This window comes from Herbaspirillum sp. VT-16-41 (assembly GCF_001994935.1).
Lineage (GTDB): Bacteria > Pseudomonadota > Gammaproteobacteria > Burkholderiales > Burkholderiaceae_D > Herbaspirillum > Herbaspirillum frisingense.
This window is the reverse complement of the sequence record NZ_MUXB01000106.1, coordinates 138,655-154,691: the sequence shown is the minus strand read 5'-3', so window position 1 is coordinate 154,691 and position 16,037 is coordinate 138,655. Positions and strand designations below refer to the sequence as shown.

Genomic DNA, 16,037 nt, shown 5'->3' with positions numbered 1-16,037 from the left:
TTTTGATCCCGTTTTTCTTCCCTCTCATTCAACCTAAGGAGATAGACATGACCCAATCCCTGGCTGGCAAGATCGCCGTTATCACCGGCGCGGCCTCCGGCATCGGCCTGGCCACCACCGAAAAACTGCTGGCCAACGGCGTGACCGTGGTCATGGTGGACTGGAACGCCAAGGCCCTCAACGAACTTGCCGCTCGCCTCGGTCCGCAGGCCGTCCCGCAGGTGACCAATCTGCTGGACGCCGACAGCTGCGCGGCCATGGTGCCGGAGATCCTGCAAAAGGTCGCGCACATCGACATCCTCCATTGCAATGCCGGTACCTACATCGGCGGCGACCTGGTGGATACCACCCCCGAGGCCATCGACCGCATGCTCAACCTCAACGTCAACGCGGTCATGAAGAACGTCCATGCGGTCGCGCCCCACATGATGGCCCGCAAGAGCGGCGACATCATCGTCACCTGCTCGGTGGCTGGTCACTTCCCGACCTATTGGGAGCCGGTCTATGCCGGTTCCAAGTGGGCCATTACCTGTTTCGTCCAGACCATGCGACGTCAGATGATCCCGCATGGCGTGCGGGTGGGACAGGTCTCACCGGGGCCGGTGGTCTCGGCCCTGCTGGCCGACTGGCCGGAGGAAAACCTGCGCAAGGCCAAGGAGTCCGGCAGCCTGATCGAGCCCGTCGAAGTGGCCGATGCGGTCGAGTACATGCTCACCCGCAGCCGCAATGTGACCATCCGCGATATGCTCGTTCTCCCCACCAATTTCGACCGGGTATGAACAAGGCAGGTGGTGTTCAGGTCCCGGCGGACAGAGACAGCAGCGAGAACAGCGAGGAAAGATGGAGACCTATCTGATCGGCATTGATGTCGGTACCGGCTCGGCCCGGGCCGGCGTATTTCAACCTGACGGCAGGTTGCTGGCCAGTGCCCGGCATGACATTGCGCTCTTTCGCGACGAGCGCCGGGCGCGCGTCGAACAATCCAGCGCCCAGATCTGGGAGGCGGTCTGCGAGGCCGTGCGGGCGGCGGTGGCGCGGGCCGCCATCGATCCGGCAGCGGTCAGCGGTATCGGCTTCGACGCCACCTGTTCGCTGGTGGTGCAGGGCGCCCGGGGTGGCGTGGGTGACCCCGACCATCCCGAACGCGACGTCATCGTCTGGATGGATCACCGCGCACTGGAGCAGGCGCAGCGCATCAATGCCGGCGGGCATGCGGTGCTGTCCTATGTGGGCGGCGTGATCTCGCCCGAGATGGAAACCCCCAAGCTGCTATGGCTGAAGGAACAGCTGCCCGAGGTCTATCACAGCGCCGCGCAGTTCTTCGACCTCACCGATTTCCTCACTTGGAAAGCCACTGGTTCGCTGCAGCGCTCGTCCTGTACGGTGACCTGCAAGTGGACCTATCTGGCCCATGAAGGCCGCTGGGACGCCGACTATTTCCGAAGCATCGGCCTGGGCGACCTGGCCGACGAGGGCTTTGTCCGCATCGGCCAGGAAGTGGTCTGGCCCGGTACGGCCTTGCGCGGCGGCCTCAGCGCTCAGGCTGCGCAGGCGCTGCAGTTGCGACCCGGTATCGCGGTGGCGGCGGGCTTGATCGACGCCCATGCGGGCGGCATCGGCACCGTGGCCGCCCGCGGTGGCGCCGAGGATGCGGCGGCCTGCATGGCCTATGTGTTCGGTACCTCGTCCTGCACCATGACCAGCCATGCCGAACCGGTCTTCGTCCCCGGCGTATGGGGGCCGTACTACAACGCCATGGCACCGGGCATGTGGTTGAACGAAGGCGGGCAGTCAGCCGCCGGCGCCGCCATCGACCACTTGCTGCGACTGCACCCGGCCGAGCCGCAGGCGCGCCAGCAGGCTGCCGCCGAGCAGATGGAACTGCCGCAATGGCTGGCACAGCGTGCCTTGCAGGTGGTGGCGCATCCCTCGCAGGCGGCCTGGCTGGCCGGGCAGCTCAACGTGGTGCCGGAGTTCCTGGGCAACCGCTCGCCACTGGCCGACCCGCAGGCCCGAGCGCTGTTGCTGGGCCTGGGTATGGAGCAGGACATCGACAGCCTGGTGGCGCTCTATGTGGCCGGCCTGTGCAGCCTGGGCTATGGCCTGCGACAGATCATCGAGGCCCAGGCGGCGTGTGGTTTGCGTATTGCCAGTATCTCGGTATCGGGCGGCGCCGGCACCCATGCGCTGACACGCCAGTTGCTGGCCGACACCACTGGCCTGCCGGTGGAGATCACCGCCTGTCCGGAACCGGTGCTGTTGGGATCAGCCATGCTGGCGGCAGTGGCCGCTGGCACCTATGCCGACCTGCGCCGCGCCATGTCGGCCATGTCCAGCGTCGCCGGGCGCGAGCAGGCCGCCGGTGGCGACATTGCGCGGCTGCATGCGGCGCGCTACCAGGTCTTCCTCAACAGCCAGCAACTGGCGCGCGCGTCGCGCGAAAGCCTGGCGCCGCTGCTGGCCGCGCAGGCAGGCCAGCGACATTGAACAGGAGCATGTCATGGAATTTGCAGGAACATCGGTCATCATCACCGGCGCCGGCAAGGGCATCGGCCGGGCCTGCGCGCGCCTGATGGCGCAGCGCGGCGCCGAGGTGATCGCGCTCTCGCGTACCGTCAGCGACCTGGAGAGCCTGCGCGAGGAAATCGGCTCGCGTTCGGTGCAGGTCGACCTGGCCGACCCGGCCGCGGCCCGGCATGCCATGGCGCAGGCAGGCCGCGCCGATTATCTGATCAACAGCGCCGGCATCAACATTCTGCAATCGAGTACCGAGATGAGCGACCAGGCCTATGAAGCGATCCTGGCGGTGAACCTGCGCGCTGCCCTCGTCACCTGCCAGGCCTTCGCCCGTGAGCGCATCGCCGCCGGCGGTGGTGGGGCCATCGTCAATATCACTTCGATTGCCGGCCATCGCGGCTTTGCCGAGCATCTCTGTTATGCGGCTTCCAAGGCCGGTCTGGAGGGGGCAACCCGGGTCCTGGCCAAGGAACTCGGGCCGCACGGCATCCGCGTCAATGCGGTGGCCCCCACCATTACCCTGACGGAACTGGCCGAAGCGGCCTGGAGCGATCCAGCCAAGTCGACCCCGATGATGGTGCGCCACCCAATAGGCCGCTTTGCCTCGGCCGAGGAGGTGGCGCGCAGCATCGCCATGCTGCTCTCGGGCGACGCCGCCATGTTGACGGGGGCGGTGCTGCCGGTGGATGGCGGGTTCCTGGCGGTCTAGTGGCGAATGCAGTGTCAGGGCGATACCCATGCAAATGGGGCAACCATCCGGTTGCCCCATTGTCATTTCAGCCGACAGCATCAGCGACGCTGCCGGTGTGATGTGAGATCAGCGACCGATCTGGTGGCCGATCACGCCGCCGACGGCTGCGCCACCGGCAGTGCCGATGCCGCTGCCACCGGTCAGGATGGCGCCGCCCACAGCACCGACGGTGGCGCCGATGGCGGTGTTCTTGTCTCGGGTGCTCATGTTGCTGCAGCCGGTCATGGCGGTCAGCGCAATGGCAGTAACGGAAATGGCTGCGATCTTGTGTAGAGTTTTCATGATTTTTTTCCTGATCGTGAAGGTTGGTTCCTTGTGTTGAGGGACCGGCTCGCGCATCAACTATTGCTTCGCCCGCGTCGCCGGTACTGCAATAGACCAGCTTGGGCTAGAAAAAATTCGAGCTTTCACAACTTCTCTTACAGTTGTTACATACTCGGGCCTGCCCGACATGGCGACAATTGTGCGGGCGGGCAAGAAAATTATCAAAATAGAAATACAAAAACATCCAAACCATAACGACCAGAGAGAGACCTCATGCGATTGACCTCCCGTTTGCGCCGCGCCGCCGGCCTGCTTTTCACTCACACGCTGACCATCACCCTCACCTCGGCCAGCCTGCTGCTGGGTGCCGCACCCAGCCACGCGGCCGAGCCGCCCAAGCCGGTGGAGGGCAGCTGGGTCGCCCCGAGCTTCCAGTTCCACACTGGCCAGACGCTGGAAAACCTGCGCCTGCACTACGTCACCCTGGGCGATCGCAGCAAGCCGGCGGTGCTGGTGCTGCACGGGACCTACCAGAGCGCCGGGGCCATGCTCTCCAGGGATTTCGGCGGCCAGTTGTTCGGCCCCGGCCAGCCGCTGGATGCCAGCAAGTACTTCATCATCATTCCCGATGGCATCGGCGTGGGCAAATCCACCAAGCCGTCTGACGGTCTGCGCGCTGCCTTCCCGCAATACAACTATGCCGACATGGTATTGGCGCAATACCGCATGCTGACCGAAGGCATGGGCGTGCAGCATCTGCGCCTGATCATCGGCAATTCCATGGGCGGCATGCAGACCTGGATGTGGGGCGGCAACTACCCCGGCTTTGCCGACGGCCTGGTGCCGATGGCCTCGCAGCCCACCGAGATGGCCAGCCGTAACTGGATGATGCGGCGCATGCTGGTGGAATCCATCAAGCAGGACCCGGCCTGGAACAATGGCAACTACACCACCCAGCCCCCCTCGCTGCGCCTGGCCAACAACATGTTCGTCTTTGCCACCAATGGCGGCACGCTGGCCTACCAGGCCATGGCCGGCACCCATGCACAAGCCGACAAGCTGGTCGACGAACGCCTGGCCGCGCCGGTAACGGCCGATGCCAATGACTTCATCTACCAGTGGGGTTCCTCGGCCGACTACAATGCCGCGCCCGGCCTGTCCAAGATCAAGGTGCCGGTGCTGGCCATCAACTCCGCCGACGACGAGCGCAACCCGCCCGAGACCGGCATCATGCAGGCGGCTCTGAAGGAAGTGCCGAGCGCGCAGTTGCTGCTGATCCCGGCCAGCGCCGAGACCCGTGGCCATGGCACCACCGGCATGGCGAAGTTCTACGCGCGCGAACTGGAACAGTTCATCCAGGCCTTGCCGCAGCGTTGACGGCCGCCTCGGCCTTGTATTCGGCGGACGGCTTCCAGCTGGCACCATGCAACTGGAAGCCGCTCTTGCCGCTGCTCTTGACGTGATACATGGCGGCATCGGCCTGCTCCAGCAGCAGCGACAGGTCGCTGCCGTGGCTGGGATAAAGACTGATGCCGATACTGGCCCCCAGTACGAACTGCTGATCGCCCACCTCGATGGGCGCGGCCAGCCTGGCCAGCAGTTTGCGGGCGATTTCGGGGGCCTGTTCCTGATGCTCCAGCTGGGTGGCGATGACGGTAAATTCATCGCCCCCCAGGCGGGCACAGATGTCGGTACTGCGCACTGCTTCCTTCAGGCGCTGGGCCACACACACGAGCACCTTGTCCCCCACGGCGTGCCCAGCCTTGTCGTTGACCGGCTTGAAGTTGTCCAGATCGATGTAGTACACCGCCACCAGATGGTGGGGGCGGGTGGCCAGTAACAGCGCCTGATCGAACAGCTTGTTCATGAAATGCTTGTTGTAGAGCCCGGTCAACGGGTCCTTGAAGGCCATCGTCAGGGCCTTGGCCTCGGCGCTCAGTAGCCGCCGCTGGAACAGTGAGAGGATGGCTGCCAGCAGGCTCATGTACTGCAATGCCGCCAATGCCGTCCCCAGCACGAAGCCATGGTCCAGCCAGCTTGGATAGAGCGCGCCGATCGGCCCGCCACATGCCCAGTGCAGCAGCAGGGCGCCGAAGGCGGCGGCCATGACACGGCGGATCAGGGGCAGGCAATCCAGCTCGGTCCTGACGATGAACCACAGCACATAGCCCAGGATGAAGACGTTGAAGGCGGCATAGACGGGGCTGCGGATCAGCGGCACCGGCAGCCCGCTCCAGGAGGTCAGCAACCACAGCATGGTCGTACCGCTGACCAGCGCCACCAGCCAGGGATGGATGCCGACCTTGAAGAAGCGTGCAAAGCCCACCGCCATGAAACTCTTTTCCAGGATCGTGAAACTGCCATAGACCACATTGGACAGGGCGGGATCTTTCAGCGGGGCCAGGAACAGGAAACTCAGGCGCGCCACCAGCGCACAGCCGATGGCTGCGGCCCACCAGCGAGCGCCGGGATTGGTGCGTGGAATCCTTGATGCCAGCAGGAACAGGGCGATGAAGACGCAATACACCCCGGCCCCGAACGCGTGCACGATCTCATGTTGCATGGCGCCCCCTTGCGCTTGGCTCTTTGCTTCGTCCAGCCATCGTCGAGCAGTCGCTGCTCCCCCGGCAGCCATCATAGCCAAGGGGGATGGAGGCGTACAAGGGGGCGGACACGATTGGCCGGCAGCATCCCGCCGGGCAATATTGTCCCGGGGAAAAACGCTTGAGTACGCGCCGCAGCCAGCGCCGGCGGGGAGCTTCAGCCCAGCCGGGCCTGGCTGGGCGGGTGACCGATGATGCGCTTGAAGGCGCGGCTGAAGGAGGCTTCCGAATCGTAGCCGAGGCGCTCGGCCACCACCGCCACCCGCAGCCCGTCGCGGGCGATCCAGTGGCGTGCCTGGAACATCTTCACCCGGGCCACGTACTTGGCCGGGGTCTCGCCCACCGCGCTGGAAAACTTCTCGATGAAGCTCGATCGCGAGGCCCCCATCAGCGAGGCCAGTTCGGCCACCGACCAGTCACGCTCCGGGTGCTGGTGCACCGCCGCCAGTACGCGCCCGATCTGCGGGCAGCGCACCGCCGCGATCCAGCCGCTGGCATCGGTGCAGGCGCATTCCACCCAGCCGCGGATGATGCTGGCCGCCAGCACATCGGCCAGGCGTGCCAGGATGCCGCAGGCGCCGATGCGGTTGAGCACCACCTCGCGCTCCATCGCATCGAGAAGCGCCAGCACCGCCGGGTCGCGCTGGGCCAGGTCGCAGGCGCGCATGGCCTCCGGCATCATCATCAACAGCGGGTGCAGCGGATCGAGATTGAAGCGCAGCGTGCCGGAAAACAGCACATGCGAGGGCGCCGCCGTGACGGCTTCGGCACTGGCCCGGTCTACCTCCGCCAGGCCTGGCGCGCGGTCGTCCACCAGAAACAGGTTCTCCGCCAGCGCCTTGCGCGCCAGCTTGCCGATCTCCACCGTCGGCAACCCCGGCGAACTGGCCAGGGCATGCAGCGAACCCCGTGGCAGCAATACCGCATCACCGGCATTGAGCTGCAGCCAGTCATCCTGGCCGACCTGCATCCAGCAACTGCCCTGGGCGACGAAATGGAAAGTCGCCTCACGTCGCGCCGGAAAGGCCACGGCCCACGGCTCATGCAGCACATAGCGTGCATATTCCACGCCATCCAGCCGCAGGCCCAGCAGGATTTCGGTCAGCGCATCGCCTGGATCAGCCTGATGGGGCTGGCGCACGGCAGGCGCGGGACGGAACCCGGCAGTGGTCTCGGGGATATCGGACAAGTTTGGACGAATAGTCATCTTATTGCGAAATATCGGCATGGAAAGTCCAGGTATTTAACCATAAACTTCGCTTCCCTGTGATAAGAAAGGTATTTCCATGTCCAACCCCGGCACCCTCGAGGCCCCGCTGACCCAGACGTCGGCCCCGGCTCGCCCAGCTTCCTCTCCTGCCCACGAAGCAGGGCAGGAGGCCCCCGCCAACTGGGCCGGCATTGCCAGCCTGGCGCTCGGCGTCTTCAGCCTGGTCACCGCCGAATTCCTGCCGGCCAGCCTGCTGACAGCCATCGCCACCGACCTGCATGTCTCCGACGGCGCCGCTGGCCAGGCCGTCACCGCCACTGCCATCGTCGGCGCCGTGGCCGCACCCAGCATCCCGCTGCTGACCCGCAATATCGACCGCAAGCGCGTGGTGCTGATGCTCTCGCTCCTGCTGCTGATCTCCAACATCCTGGCCGTGACTGCACCCAGCCTGCCGGTGCTGCTGGTGGCGCGGGTCCTGCTGGGGGTAGCGCTGGGCGGCTTCTGGTCGATGGCGGCGGCCCTGGCCATGCGCCTGGTGCCGGAGCGCCTCTTCGCACGCGCCATGTCGCTGATCTTGACCGGGGTCTCGGTGGCGACCGTCTGCGCCGCTCCCATCGGCGCCTACATGGGCAATCTGTGGGGCTGGCGCAGCGCCTTCGTGGCCGCTGGCGTGGTCAGCCTGGTGGCCATCGCGATCCAGTGGATCGCCATTCCCCGGCTGCCGCCCAAGGATCACCCCAGCCTCAAGGTCTTGTCCGAACTGCTGGGCCGCACCGATGTGCGGGTGGCCTTGCTGGCGGTACTGCTGGTGGTGTCGGGGCATTTTGCCGGCTTCACCTATATCCGCCCGCTGATGGAGCAGATCACCCACATGTCGGTGGCCACCATCTCGGCGGTGTTGCTGGGCTATGGCGTGGGCGGCTTCTTCGGTAACTTCGCCGGCGGCTTCATCGCCGAGCGCAGCGAGCGCTATGCCATCGTGGCCGGCGGCACCCTGATTGCGCTGCTGGCGGCGTCCCTGTGGGTGGCCGGCAGCTCGCCGATGGTGGCAGCCATCGCCATCACGCTGTGGGGCTTTGCCTTTGGCGCTTTCCCGGTCGGCTTCCAGACCTGGATCGTGCGGGCCGCTCCGGACCATGCCGAAGGTGCTGGTGGCCTGCTGGTAGCGGCCTTCCAGGTCGCCATCGCCAGCGGCGCCATCGGTGGTGGCGTGCTGGTGGATCATGTCGGCGCCCTGGGTGGGCCGATCTTCGCGGTGGTCACCATCACCCTGGGTACGCTGCTGACCCTGCGCTACGGCCCCCGCGGCGGCGGCGCGGCGGTGGCCGGCAACGCCCACTTCTGAGCTGGTAGTGAGGCCGATCCAGCTGCCTGATCGTCCTCATTGGTTGTCCTCCCGCTTCCGGTGGCCTCTGGCACCGGAAGCGGCACCCCTCCCGGCATTATTCCTCCCCATGCAATAAAGAAGTGCTCACGGCACGGATTCTCTTCATCCGCGCTTGGCCCCACACTGGCTTCACGGTTCAGGAACAAGTCCTGACCGACTTAACCCACCAGGAGCCACCCTATGAAGATCCATCACCACCCCATGTCCGGCCACGCCCACCGCGCCGTCCTGTTCGCCTCCCTGCTCGGCCTGGATGCCGAACTGATCGAAGTCGACCTGATGGCCGGCGCCCACCGCCAGCCGGCCTTCCTCGCCCTCAACCCTTTCGGTCAGGTCCCGGTGCTGGAAGATGAAGGTGTGGTCATCGCCGACTCCAACGCCATCCTGGTCTACCTGGCCAAGAAAGCCGGTCGCAGCGACTGGCTGCCGGAAGACGCGCAGGGCGCAGCGGCTGTGCAGCGCTGGTTGTCGGTGGCGGCCGGCGAACTGGCCTACGGCCCGGCGGCGGCGCGACTGGTGACGGTATTCGGTGCCACCTTCAATGCCGAGGAAGTGATCAAGCGCGCCCACGTCCTGCTCAACCGCATGGAACAGCACCTGGGCCAGCGCACCTGGCTGGCAGCCGAGCATCCCACCGTTGCCGACGTGGCCGTCTACAGCTACCTGGCCCGCGCCCCGGAAGGCAATGTCGACCTGAGCGGTTACCCGGCAGTGACCGCTTTCCTGGCGCGCATCGAAGCCTTGCCTGGTTTCGTGCCGTTCATCCAGACCCCGGCCGGCCTGACCGCCAAGGCCTGAACGTCCAGTCCACCGATCAGCCGACCACCCACCATCCATCAGATTCAGCGAGGCCAGACATGAAGACTCCTTCCAACGCATCGACCTGGCATGCCGGCGAAAAGCTGCTCCAGCAAAAGCTGGGCGTGGCCGACAAGATGGAAGCGGTGGGGCGTCGCGTGGTGCGCGACTTCATGCCCGACCAGCATCGCGCCTTCTACGCCCAGTTGCCCTTCATCGTGCTGGGTAGCGTGGACGCCGAAGGCGATGCCTGGGCCACCTTCCTGGAAGGCCGGCCCGGCTTCATGGAGTCGCCTTCGCCCACGGTGCTGGACATCCGGGCCCGCCCCTCGGCCCAGGACCCGGCAGCGGCCGGCATGGTCGCCGGTGCGCCAGTGGGTTTGCTGGGGATGGAACTGCATACCCGTCGCCGCAACCGCATGAATGGCGTGCTCACGCCGCTGGCCGATGGCTGGCGGGTGGAGGTGGACCAGAGTTTCGGCAACTGCCCCCGCTACATCCAGCTGCGCGATTTTTCCTTCGAGCGCGAACCGCAAGCGGCCCACGTCGACCAGGTCGAGCCGATGACCAGCCTCGACGCTGCAGCCCGCACGCTGATCGGCCAGGCCGACACCTTCTTCGTGGCCTCCTATGTCGATCTGGAAGATGCTCGCCAGGTCGATGTCTCGCATCGCGGCGGCAAGGCCGGTTTCGTCCGGGTGAACCAGGACGGCTCGCTGACCGTGCCGGACTTCGACGGCAACCTGTTCTTTTCCACACTCGGCAACATCGTCCTCAATGGCCGGGCCGGCCTGATGTTCGTCGATTTCGACAAAGGCGACGTCCTGCAGATGACCGGCGAGGCCGAGCTGATCCTGGAGTCGCCCGAGATTGCCGCCTTCCAGGGCGCCGAACGGCTGTGGACCTTCCGCCCGCGCAAGATCGTGCGTCGGCCCGGCGCGCTGGCCCTGCGCTGGCGCTTCCAGCAAGACGCCTGGTCGCCGAATTCGCTCATGACGGGCGACTGGCAGCAGACCGGCCAACGCCTGCTGGCCCAGGAGCAGGGCAGCCGCTGGCGCAGGCTCAAGGTCGCCCGCGTGGTGCAGGAGAGCGATTCCATCCGCTCCTTCCACCTGCAGCCTGATGACGGTGCCGGCCTGCTGCCGGCGCTGCCCGGACAGCACCTGCCGATCCGCGTGCAGACCGCTGGCAGCGACAAGCCGCTGATCCGCACCTATACCTTGTCCTCGGCACCGTCGGATGCGCATTACCGCATCAGCGTCAAGCGTGATGGCCAGGTATCCCAGCATCTTCATGCGCAATTGCAGGAAGGTGACCATATTGAAGTGCGGGCGCCGGCCGGCGATTTCATGCTGGATGAAACATCCTCCCGGCCGGTGGTCCTGTTGGCCGGTGGCGTGGGCATCACGCCCATGATCGCGATGCTGCGTCACATGGTGTATGAAGGTTTGCGCACGCAGCGCATGCGCCCGGCCACACTGTTCTACGCTGCACGCAGCAAAAATGAGCGCGCATTCGACGCCGAACTGGCGCAACTGGTGGCCGCCGGCAAGGGGGCCATCAAGGTGGTGCGCGTGCTGGGCGACACCACCGATGCCATCGAAGGCCGCGACTTCGATGCCGCCGGCCGCATCGACATGACCTTGCTGGCACGCTCGCTGTCCTTCGGTGATTACGAGTTCTACCTGTGCGGGCCGTCACCGTTCATGCAATCGCTCTACGACGGCCTGCGCGGCTATGGCATCGGCGATGAACGCATCCATGCCGAAGCCTTCGGCCCGGCATCGCTCACCCGCACCGGCGCTGCCACCGAGACGGCACAAGCCTCACAGGCAGCACAAGCCGCACCCGCCCCGGTACCGGTTGCCACCGAAGCGGTGCCGGTGTTCTTCATGGACAGCCTCAAGGAAGCGCGCTGGACGCCCGGCACCGGCAGCCTGCTGGAACTGGCCGAGGCCCGCGGCCTGGAGCCCGAATTCAGTTGCCGCGAAGGCCACTGCGGCACCTGCCGCACCCGCCTGCTGGCCGGCGCCGTCACCTACCCGACGCCGCCCCAGGCCAAGGTCGGCGAGGGTGAAGTGCTGCTGTGCTGCGCCGTTCCCGCGCAGCCGGCCGAGCCGGGAAGTGGCCGCATCGAACTGGCGCTGTAGGCGGGATCGTGCGCGCCATCCGGGTTGCCTCTGGCCCGACGGAAGCAGGCATAATGCGAGCTTCTTCGATACCCAGGGAAGGGAAGCACATGGACCGTTGGCTGGCGATGCGCATCTTCGTACAAGTCGCGGAAACGGCCAGTTTCGCCAAGGCTGCGCGACAGATGCAATTGAGCGCCCCGGTGGTGACCCGTACCGTGGCGGCGCTGGAAGAACTGGTCGGCGGTCGCCTGCTGATCCGCACCACCCGCTCGGTGAAGACCACCGAAGCCGGCGCGCGCTACCTGGAAGACTGCCGCCGCATCCTGGGCGAGATCGCCGAAGCCGAGGCTGCCGCCGCCGGCCACCATGCCAGGCCCGCCGGCACGCTGGCGGTGACCGCTTCCTTCATGTTCGGGCAGATGCATGTGCTGCCCATCGTCACCGAATACCTGGATCTCTATCCCGACATGCGGGCGCGCACCTTCTTCATCGACCGCCCCGTCAACATCGTCGATGAAGGCATGGACGTGGCCATCCGCATCGGCCATCTGCCCGATTCGGGCTTTACGGCCATCCAGGTGGGATCGGTCAGCCAGGTGATCTGCGCCGCGCCGGATTACCTGCGCCAGCACGGCACACCTGCCTCGCCTACCGATCTCAAGCAGCATCGTATCGTCACCTCCACCAGCGCCTGGGCCTCGCCGGAATGGCGCTTCGCCGACGGCCAGCGCGTGCTGATCGACGCCGTCCTGCAGACCAACACCAACGAAGCCGCCATCAGCACCGCCCGCAAGGGCTGGGCACTGACCCGGGTGCTGGCCTACCAGGTCGCGGCCGATCTGAAGGAAGGCCGCTTGCAGCGCGTGCTGCGCGAATTCGAAGAGCCACCCCTGCCGATCCACGTGCTCTACCCGGAAGGACGGCACTCACCGGCCAAGGTGCGGGCTTTCATCGACCTGGCGGTGGCGCGCTTGCGGGGCAATCCGCTGTTCAGCTAGCTTGCCGTCCTGGCCTCCAGCGGCACCCGCTGCAGGAACCTCTCAAACGAGGCCAGGAAAGCCTGCTCCGGCGCCGACAGCTTGCGCTGCCCATGCCAGGTCAGGAAGACATCGATCTCGGCCACCGGCCCGTCCAGCGGGAGCACCTTCAACTGGCCCTCGGCCACATCCTGGCCGATCAGGTGCTCGGGCAGGAAACTCAGGCCCACGCCGGCCACCACCATGCGGCGGATTTCCTCCACATGCGGTGAGGTGCCGGCAATATGGCCGGTGAAGCCCTGCTGGTCGCGGAAGACGGTCAACGGGGACAGCGTGTCGCCCAACTGGTCGCTGGCGAAGCAGACGAAATTCTGCACCAGCAGTTCGGCCATGCTGACGCTGCGCTGGGCGAACAGGGGATGATGGCGTCCGCACACCAGCACATAGCGATGCCGCAGGAAGAGGCGCCGCTCCAGCTTTTCCACCGGCTTGCGGCACAGGCACAGGCCCAGGCCGCTGCTGCCCTTGGCCAGGGTGTCGAGAATGGCGGCACTCTGCATGACATCGATACGGAACTCCACACGCGGATAGCGACGATGGAAGCGCGCCAGGAAATCGTCATACGCCGCGCTCTGTACCCGGCTCATCAGCAACAGCCGCAGACTGCCCGCCACGTCCTCGCCGGCATGGCCGGCGGCGCCATCGATGCGCGCCACCATGCCATACATCTCCCGCGCCACGGCATAGATTTCCTCGCCCAGTGGCGTGAGGCGGAATTCACCATGGCGGCGGTGCAGCAGCACGCCGCCCAGGGTCTCTTCCAGTCGCCGCAGGGCCTGGCTGACTGCAGGCTGGCTCAGGCACAGGGTCTCGGCGGCGCGCCCCACGCCCCGCTCCTGGACCACGAACATGAAGGTGCGCAAGAGGTTCCAGTCCATGCGTTCCGAGGACAGCGGCGGCAGGAGAGGGCGGGGGCTGGCGGGGGCGTGGCTCATGGGGGCTCTGGCGTTGGGGGCTGGGGCGCGGCAATGGCGATTCAGGGATGCTCCAGTCCGGCGAAGAATCGCGCGGCATTGTCCTGCAATCCGGCAATATGGTAACCGCCTTCCTGCACTACCAGCGTGGGCAGTCCCAGCGCGCCCACCGCGCGCCCCAGCCGTTCGAAGCCGGCCGCGCTCACACCGACCACGGCCTGGGGGTCCTTCTCGAAGATGTCGAAGCCCAGGCTCAGCACCAGCACCTCCGGCTGATACAGGGTGATGGCGCGGCAGGCCTGCTGCAGCCGGTCGAAGAAGACCGCCTCCGGCGAGCCATGGGGCATGGGCAGATTGAGGTTGTAACCCAGGCCTTCGCCCTGGCCGCGCTCTTCCTCGAAGCCGGCCACCACCGGATAGAAATTCACCGGATCACCGTGGATGGAGACATACATCACGTCACGCCTGGCATAGAAGATTTCCTGGATGCCCTGGCCGTGGTGCATGTCGGTATCCAGCACCAGCACCCGCCGATGACGTTCGCTCAGCATCTGCGCGGCGATGGCGGCATTGTTGAGATAGCAGAAGCCACCGGCCGCATCGCGCCGCGCATGGTGGCCGGGCGGGCGGCACAGCGCATAGGCACGCCGCTCGCCGGCCAGCAGCGCCTGTGCGCCGGCGATGGCGCATTGCGCCGACCAGTAGGCCGCATGCCAGGTCTGCGGCCCCACCGGGCAGCTGCCATCGGCCAGGTAACGCGCCGCCTTGGCCAGTACGCCGCGCAGGGGATTGGGCTCGCGCACGAAAATGTTGGAGACCACTTCATCGCCCCAGTCGTCGGGCAAGGCCATCCATTGCGCATGGGCCTCCTGCAGGAATTGCAGATAATCCAGCGCATGCACCGCACCGATGGCGGCCGCCCCGGCATCCGGTGGCGCCTGTACTGCAAAGCCCAGGCGGGTGGCCAGCGCGGCCAGTTCGTCCAGCCGTTGCGGTACCTCCTGCGGCACGCGCATCTTGCCGCGCGAGTAATAGCTCTGGGGGTGATGCAGTTTCTGGTCGGGGTGGTAGAAGGTCTTCATCAGCTCTCCTGCGCCTGCAGACCGCGTTCCGGGGCGGCATGGTGCGCACGGCCCAGGCGTTGCACGCACAGCAGCGACAGCAGCGAGATACCGGAGAACAGCAGGGCCAGCGGCCACCACTGGCCCTGGAATTTTTCCGCGAGAACGGTGCCCAGCAAGGGTGTCAGTCCGCCGAAGATGGCGCCCGAAACCTGATAGGCCATGGAAATGCCGGTATAGCGGATGCGGGTCGGGAAGGCCTCGCTGACGAAGCCGGCGATGACCGCATAGTAGGCGCCGATGAAGAGCACCGCGATCGCCACGCCCAGTGTCACGCTGGCCAGCGAACCCTGGTCCACCAGCGAGAACATGGCATAGGGCGAGACCACCGACAGCGCCGACATCGCCACCAGGAAACGATGATTGCCGATACCGCGTGCCAGGTGCGCCGCCAGCGGCGTGATGAAGAACTGCATCACCGACACCACCAGCAAGCCATTCAACACCAGCGCCCGCTGCAGGTGCAGGTATTGCGTGGTGTACACCAGCATGAAGGTATTGGTGAAGTAGAAGCCGGCGATGCCCAGCACATTGGCACCGATGGCCAGCGCCAGCAGGCCGGGCGCGCCCCGCAGTACCTCGGTCAGCGGCGCGCGCTCGGCGCGGGTGGCGGGTGCCGTGGCGCGGCGCTGCTGTTCGGCCAGGAAGTCGGGCGACTCCTGCACCGACAGCCGGATCGCGAATCCCACTGCCAGCAGCAGGGCGCTCACCAGGAAGGGAACGCGCCAGCCCCAGTCGAGGAAGACCGCATTGTCCTGGCTGCTGACCAGCTTGAACATGAGCGTGGCCAGGATCAGCCCGGCGGGGCTGCCCAGTTGCGCGAACGAGGCGAGGAAGGTGCGCCGGCTGCGATCCGGCGAATGTTCGGCCGCCATCAGCACGGCCCCGCCCCATTCGCCGCCGACTGCTATGCCCTGGATCAGGCGCAGCAGCACCAGTGCTACCGGCGCCCAGATGCCGATGCTGGCATAGGTCGGCAGCAGCCCGATCAGGATCGTCACCGAGCCCATCATCAGCAGCGTGATCACCAGTGATTTCTTGCGACCGACGCGGTCGCCGATGTAGCCGAAGATCGCCCCGCCCAGCGGTCGCGCCAGGAAGCCGACGGCGAAGGTGCCAAAGGAGGCCAGCGTGCCGTAGAAGCCATTGGTGGTCGGGAAGAACAGCTTGCCGAATACCAGGGCCGAGGCCATGGCGTAGATGTAGAAGTCATACCATTCGATCATGGTGCCGACGAAGGCAGCCAGTGAGGCGCGAACCGGCTGGTGCCGGGGTGGGGCGGTGTGCATGGTCCAGTCTCCCG

14 protein-coding genes are annotated in these 16,037 nt (G+C 66.1%); 8 read left to right on the top strand and 6 right to left on the bottom strand.

What is annotated here, in order from left to right:
• Positions 1-47 precede the first annotated feature (47 nt).
• From BTM36_RS13170 to BTM36_RS13160, 3 genes are all read left to right on the top strand, one after another.
• On the top strand, positions 48-779 hold the full coding sequence (locus tag BTM36_RS13170; protein ID WP_077236626.1) for an SDR family oxidoreductase: 732 nt from the start codon (positions 48-50) through the stop codon (positions 777-779).
• A gap of 61 nt (positions 780-840) precedes the next feature.
• A complete protein-coding gene (locus BTM36_RS13165; RefSeq protein WP_077236625.1) occupies positions 841-2,487 on the top strand; it encodes an FGGY-family carbohydrate kinase in 1,647 nt (548 codons plus the stop codon).
• 13 nt (positions 2,488-2,500) lie between these two features.
• Complete coding sequence (locus BTM36_RS13160) at positions 2,501-3,226, top strand: SDR family oxidoreductase (RefSeq protein ID WP_077236624.1); 726 nt, start codon at positions 2,501-2,503, stop codon at positions 3,224-3,226.
• A gap of 108 nt (positions 3,227-3,334) precedes the next feature.
• Here BTM36_RS13160 and BTM36_RS13155 read toward each other — a convergent pair whose 3' ends face one another.
• Entirely contained in the window at positions 3,335-3,550 is a 216-nt protein-coding gene (locus BTM36_RS13155; protein WP_006465163.1) for a glycine zipper 2TM domain-containing protein, read from the bottom strand.
• A gap of 255 nt (positions 3,551-3,805) precedes the next feature.
• Here BTM36_RS13155 and BTM36_RS13150 point away from each other — a divergent pair, with 255 nt between their 5' ends.
• Positions 3,806-4,909 (top strand): alpha/beta fold hydrolase, encoded by a 1,104-nt coding sequence (locus BTM36_RS13150; RefSeq protein ID WP_077236623.1) that lies wholly within the window; start codon positions 3,806-3,808, stop codon positions 4,907-4,909.
• Here the strand turns inward: BTM36_RS13150 and BTM36_RS13145 are convergent.
• The gene (locus BTM36_RS13145; protein ID WP_077236622.1) at positions 4,884-6,095 is read right to left on the bottom strand and encodes a GGDEF domain-containing protein; all 1,212 of its coding nucleotides are present in this window, start codon (positions 6,093-6,095) and stop codon (positions 4,884-4,886) included. The two genes, BTM36_RS13150 and BTM36_RS13145, sit on opposite strands and share 26 nt — an antisense overlap.
• Positions 6,096-6,292: 197 nt before the next feature.
• Complete coding sequence (locus tag BTM36_RS13140; RefSeq protein ID WP_254426997.1) at positions 6,293-7,342, bottom strand: AraC family transcriptional regulator; 1,050 nt, start codon at positions 7,340-7,342, stop codon at positions 6,293-6,295.
• 79 nt (positions 7,343-7,421) lie between these two features.
• Between BTM36_RS13140 and BTM36_RS13135 the strand changes: the two genes are divergently transcribed.
• From BTM36_RS13135 to BTM36_RS13120, 4 genes are all read left to right on the top strand, one after another.
• Positions 7,422-8,690, top strand: coding sequence for an MFS transporter (locus tag BTM36_RS13135; protein WP_077236620.1), 1,269 nt, complete (start codon positions 7,422-7,424; stop codon positions 8,688-8,690).
• A gap of 222 nt (positions 8,691-8,912) precedes the next feature.
• On the top strand, positions 8,913-9,530 hold the full coding sequence (locus tag BTM36_RS13130; protein WP_077236619.1) for a glutathione S-transferase family protein: 618 nt from the start codon (positions 8,913-8,915) through the stop codon (positions 9,528-9,530).
• A gap of 59 nt (positions 9,531-9,589) precedes the next feature.
• Positions 9,590-11,680 (top strand): pyridoxamine 5'-phosphate oxidase family protein, encoded by a 2,091-nt coding sequence (locus tag BTM36_RS13125; protein WP_077236618.1) that lies wholly within the window; start codon positions 9,590-9,592, stop codon positions 11,678-11,680.
• An 89-nt stretch (positions 11,681-11,769) separates the two neighbouring features.
• Positions 11,770-12,660: a LysR family transcriptional regulator gene (locus BTM36_RS13120; protein ID WP_077236617.1), complete on the top strand. Its 891-nt coding sequence runs from the start codon at positions 11,770-11,772 to the stop codon at positions 12,658-12,660.
• On the opposite strand, the gene BTM36_RS13115 is transcribed toward BTM36_RS13120, so the two are convergent.
• From BTM36_RS13115 to BTM36_RS13105, 3 genes are read right to left on the bottom strand one after another with little or no spacing between them, the layout of a single operon-like run.
• A complete protein-coding gene (locus BTM36_RS13115) occupies positions 12,657-13,634 on the bottom strand; it encodes a LysR family transcriptional regulator (RefSeq protein ID WP_139347146.1) in 978 nt (325 codons plus the stop codon). The genes BTM36_RS13120 and BTM36_RS13115 overlap by 4 nt on opposite strands.
• A 41-nt stretch (positions 13,635-13,675) precedes the next feature.
• Positions 13,676-14,695 (bottom strand): histone deacetylase family protein, encoded by a 1,020-nt coding sequence (locus BTM36_RS13110; RefSeq protein WP_077236616.1) that lies wholly within the window; start codon positions 14,693-14,695, stop codon positions 13,676-13,678.
• A complete protein-coding gene (locus tag BTM36_RS13105; protein ID WP_077236615.1) occupies positions 14,695-16,023 on the bottom strand; it encodes an MFS transporter in 1,329 nt (442 codons plus the stop codon). The genes BTM36_RS13110 and BTM36_RS13105 overlap by 1 nt, the downstream gene beginning before the upstream one ends.
• Between the last annotated feature and the right edge of the window lie 14 nt (positions 16,024-16,037).

Excerpts from the sequence above, each read along its gene's own strand:
- BTM36_RS13160 (WP_077236624.1), top strand. The coding sequence starts at position 2,501 with ATGGAATTTGCAGGAACATCGGTCATCATCACCGGCGCCGGCAAGGGC.
- BTM36_RS13120 (WP_077236617.1), top strand. The coding sequence starts at position 11,770 with ATGGACCGTTGGCTGGCGATGCGCATCTTCGTACAAGTCGCGGAAACG.
- BTM36_RS13135 (WP_077236620.1), top strand. The coding sequence starts at position 7,422 with ATGTCCAACCCCGGCACCCTCGAGGCCCCGCTGACCCAGACGTCGGCC.
- BTM36_RS13170 (WP_077236626.1), top strand. The coding sequence starts at position 48 with ATGACCCAATCCCTGGCTGGCAAGATCGCCGTTATCACCGGCGCGGCC.
- BTM36_RS13140 (WP_254426997.1), bottom strand. The coding sequence starts at position 7,342 with ATGACTATTCGTCCAAACTTGTCCGATATCCCCGAGACCACTGCCGGG.
- BTM36_RS13150 (WP_077236623.1), top strand. The coding sequence starts at position 3,806 with ATGCGATTGACCTCCCGTTTGCGCCGCGCCGCCGGCCTGCTTTTCACT.
- BTM36_RS13145 (WP_077236622.1), bottom strand. The coding sequence starts at position 6,095 with ATGCAACATGAGATCGTGCACGCGTTCGGGGCCGGGGTGTATTGCGTC.
- BTM36_RS13155 (WP_006465163.1), bottom strand. The coding sequence starts at position 3,550 with ATGAAAACTCTACACAAGATCGCAGCCATTTCCGTTACTGCCATTGCG.
- BTM36_RS13105 (WP_077236615.1), bottom strand. The coding sequence starts at position 16,023 with ATGCACACCGCCCCACCCCGGCACCAGCCGGTTCGCGCCTCACTGGCT.
- BTM36_RS13115 (WP_139347146.1), bottom strand. The coding sequence starts at position 13,634 with ATGAGCCACGCCCCCGCCAGCCCCCGCCCTCTCCTGCCGCCGCTGTCC.
- BTM36_RS13110 (WP_077236616.1), bottom strand. The coding sequence starts at position 14,695 with ATGAAGACCTTCTACCACCCCGACCAGAAACTGCATCACCCCCAGAGC.
- BTM36_RS13130 (WP_077236619.1), top strand. The coding sequence starts at position 8,913 with ATGAAGATCCATCACCACCCCATGTCCGGCCACGCCCACCGCGCCGTC.
- BTM36_RS13125 (WP_077236618.1), top strand. The coding sequence starts at position 9,590 with ATGAAGACTCCTTCCAACGCATCGACCTGGCATGCCGGCGAAAAGCTG.
- BTM36_RS13165 (WP_077236625.1), top strand. The coding sequence starts at position 841 with ATGGAGACCTATCTGATCGGCATTGATGTCGGTACCGGCTCGGCCCGG.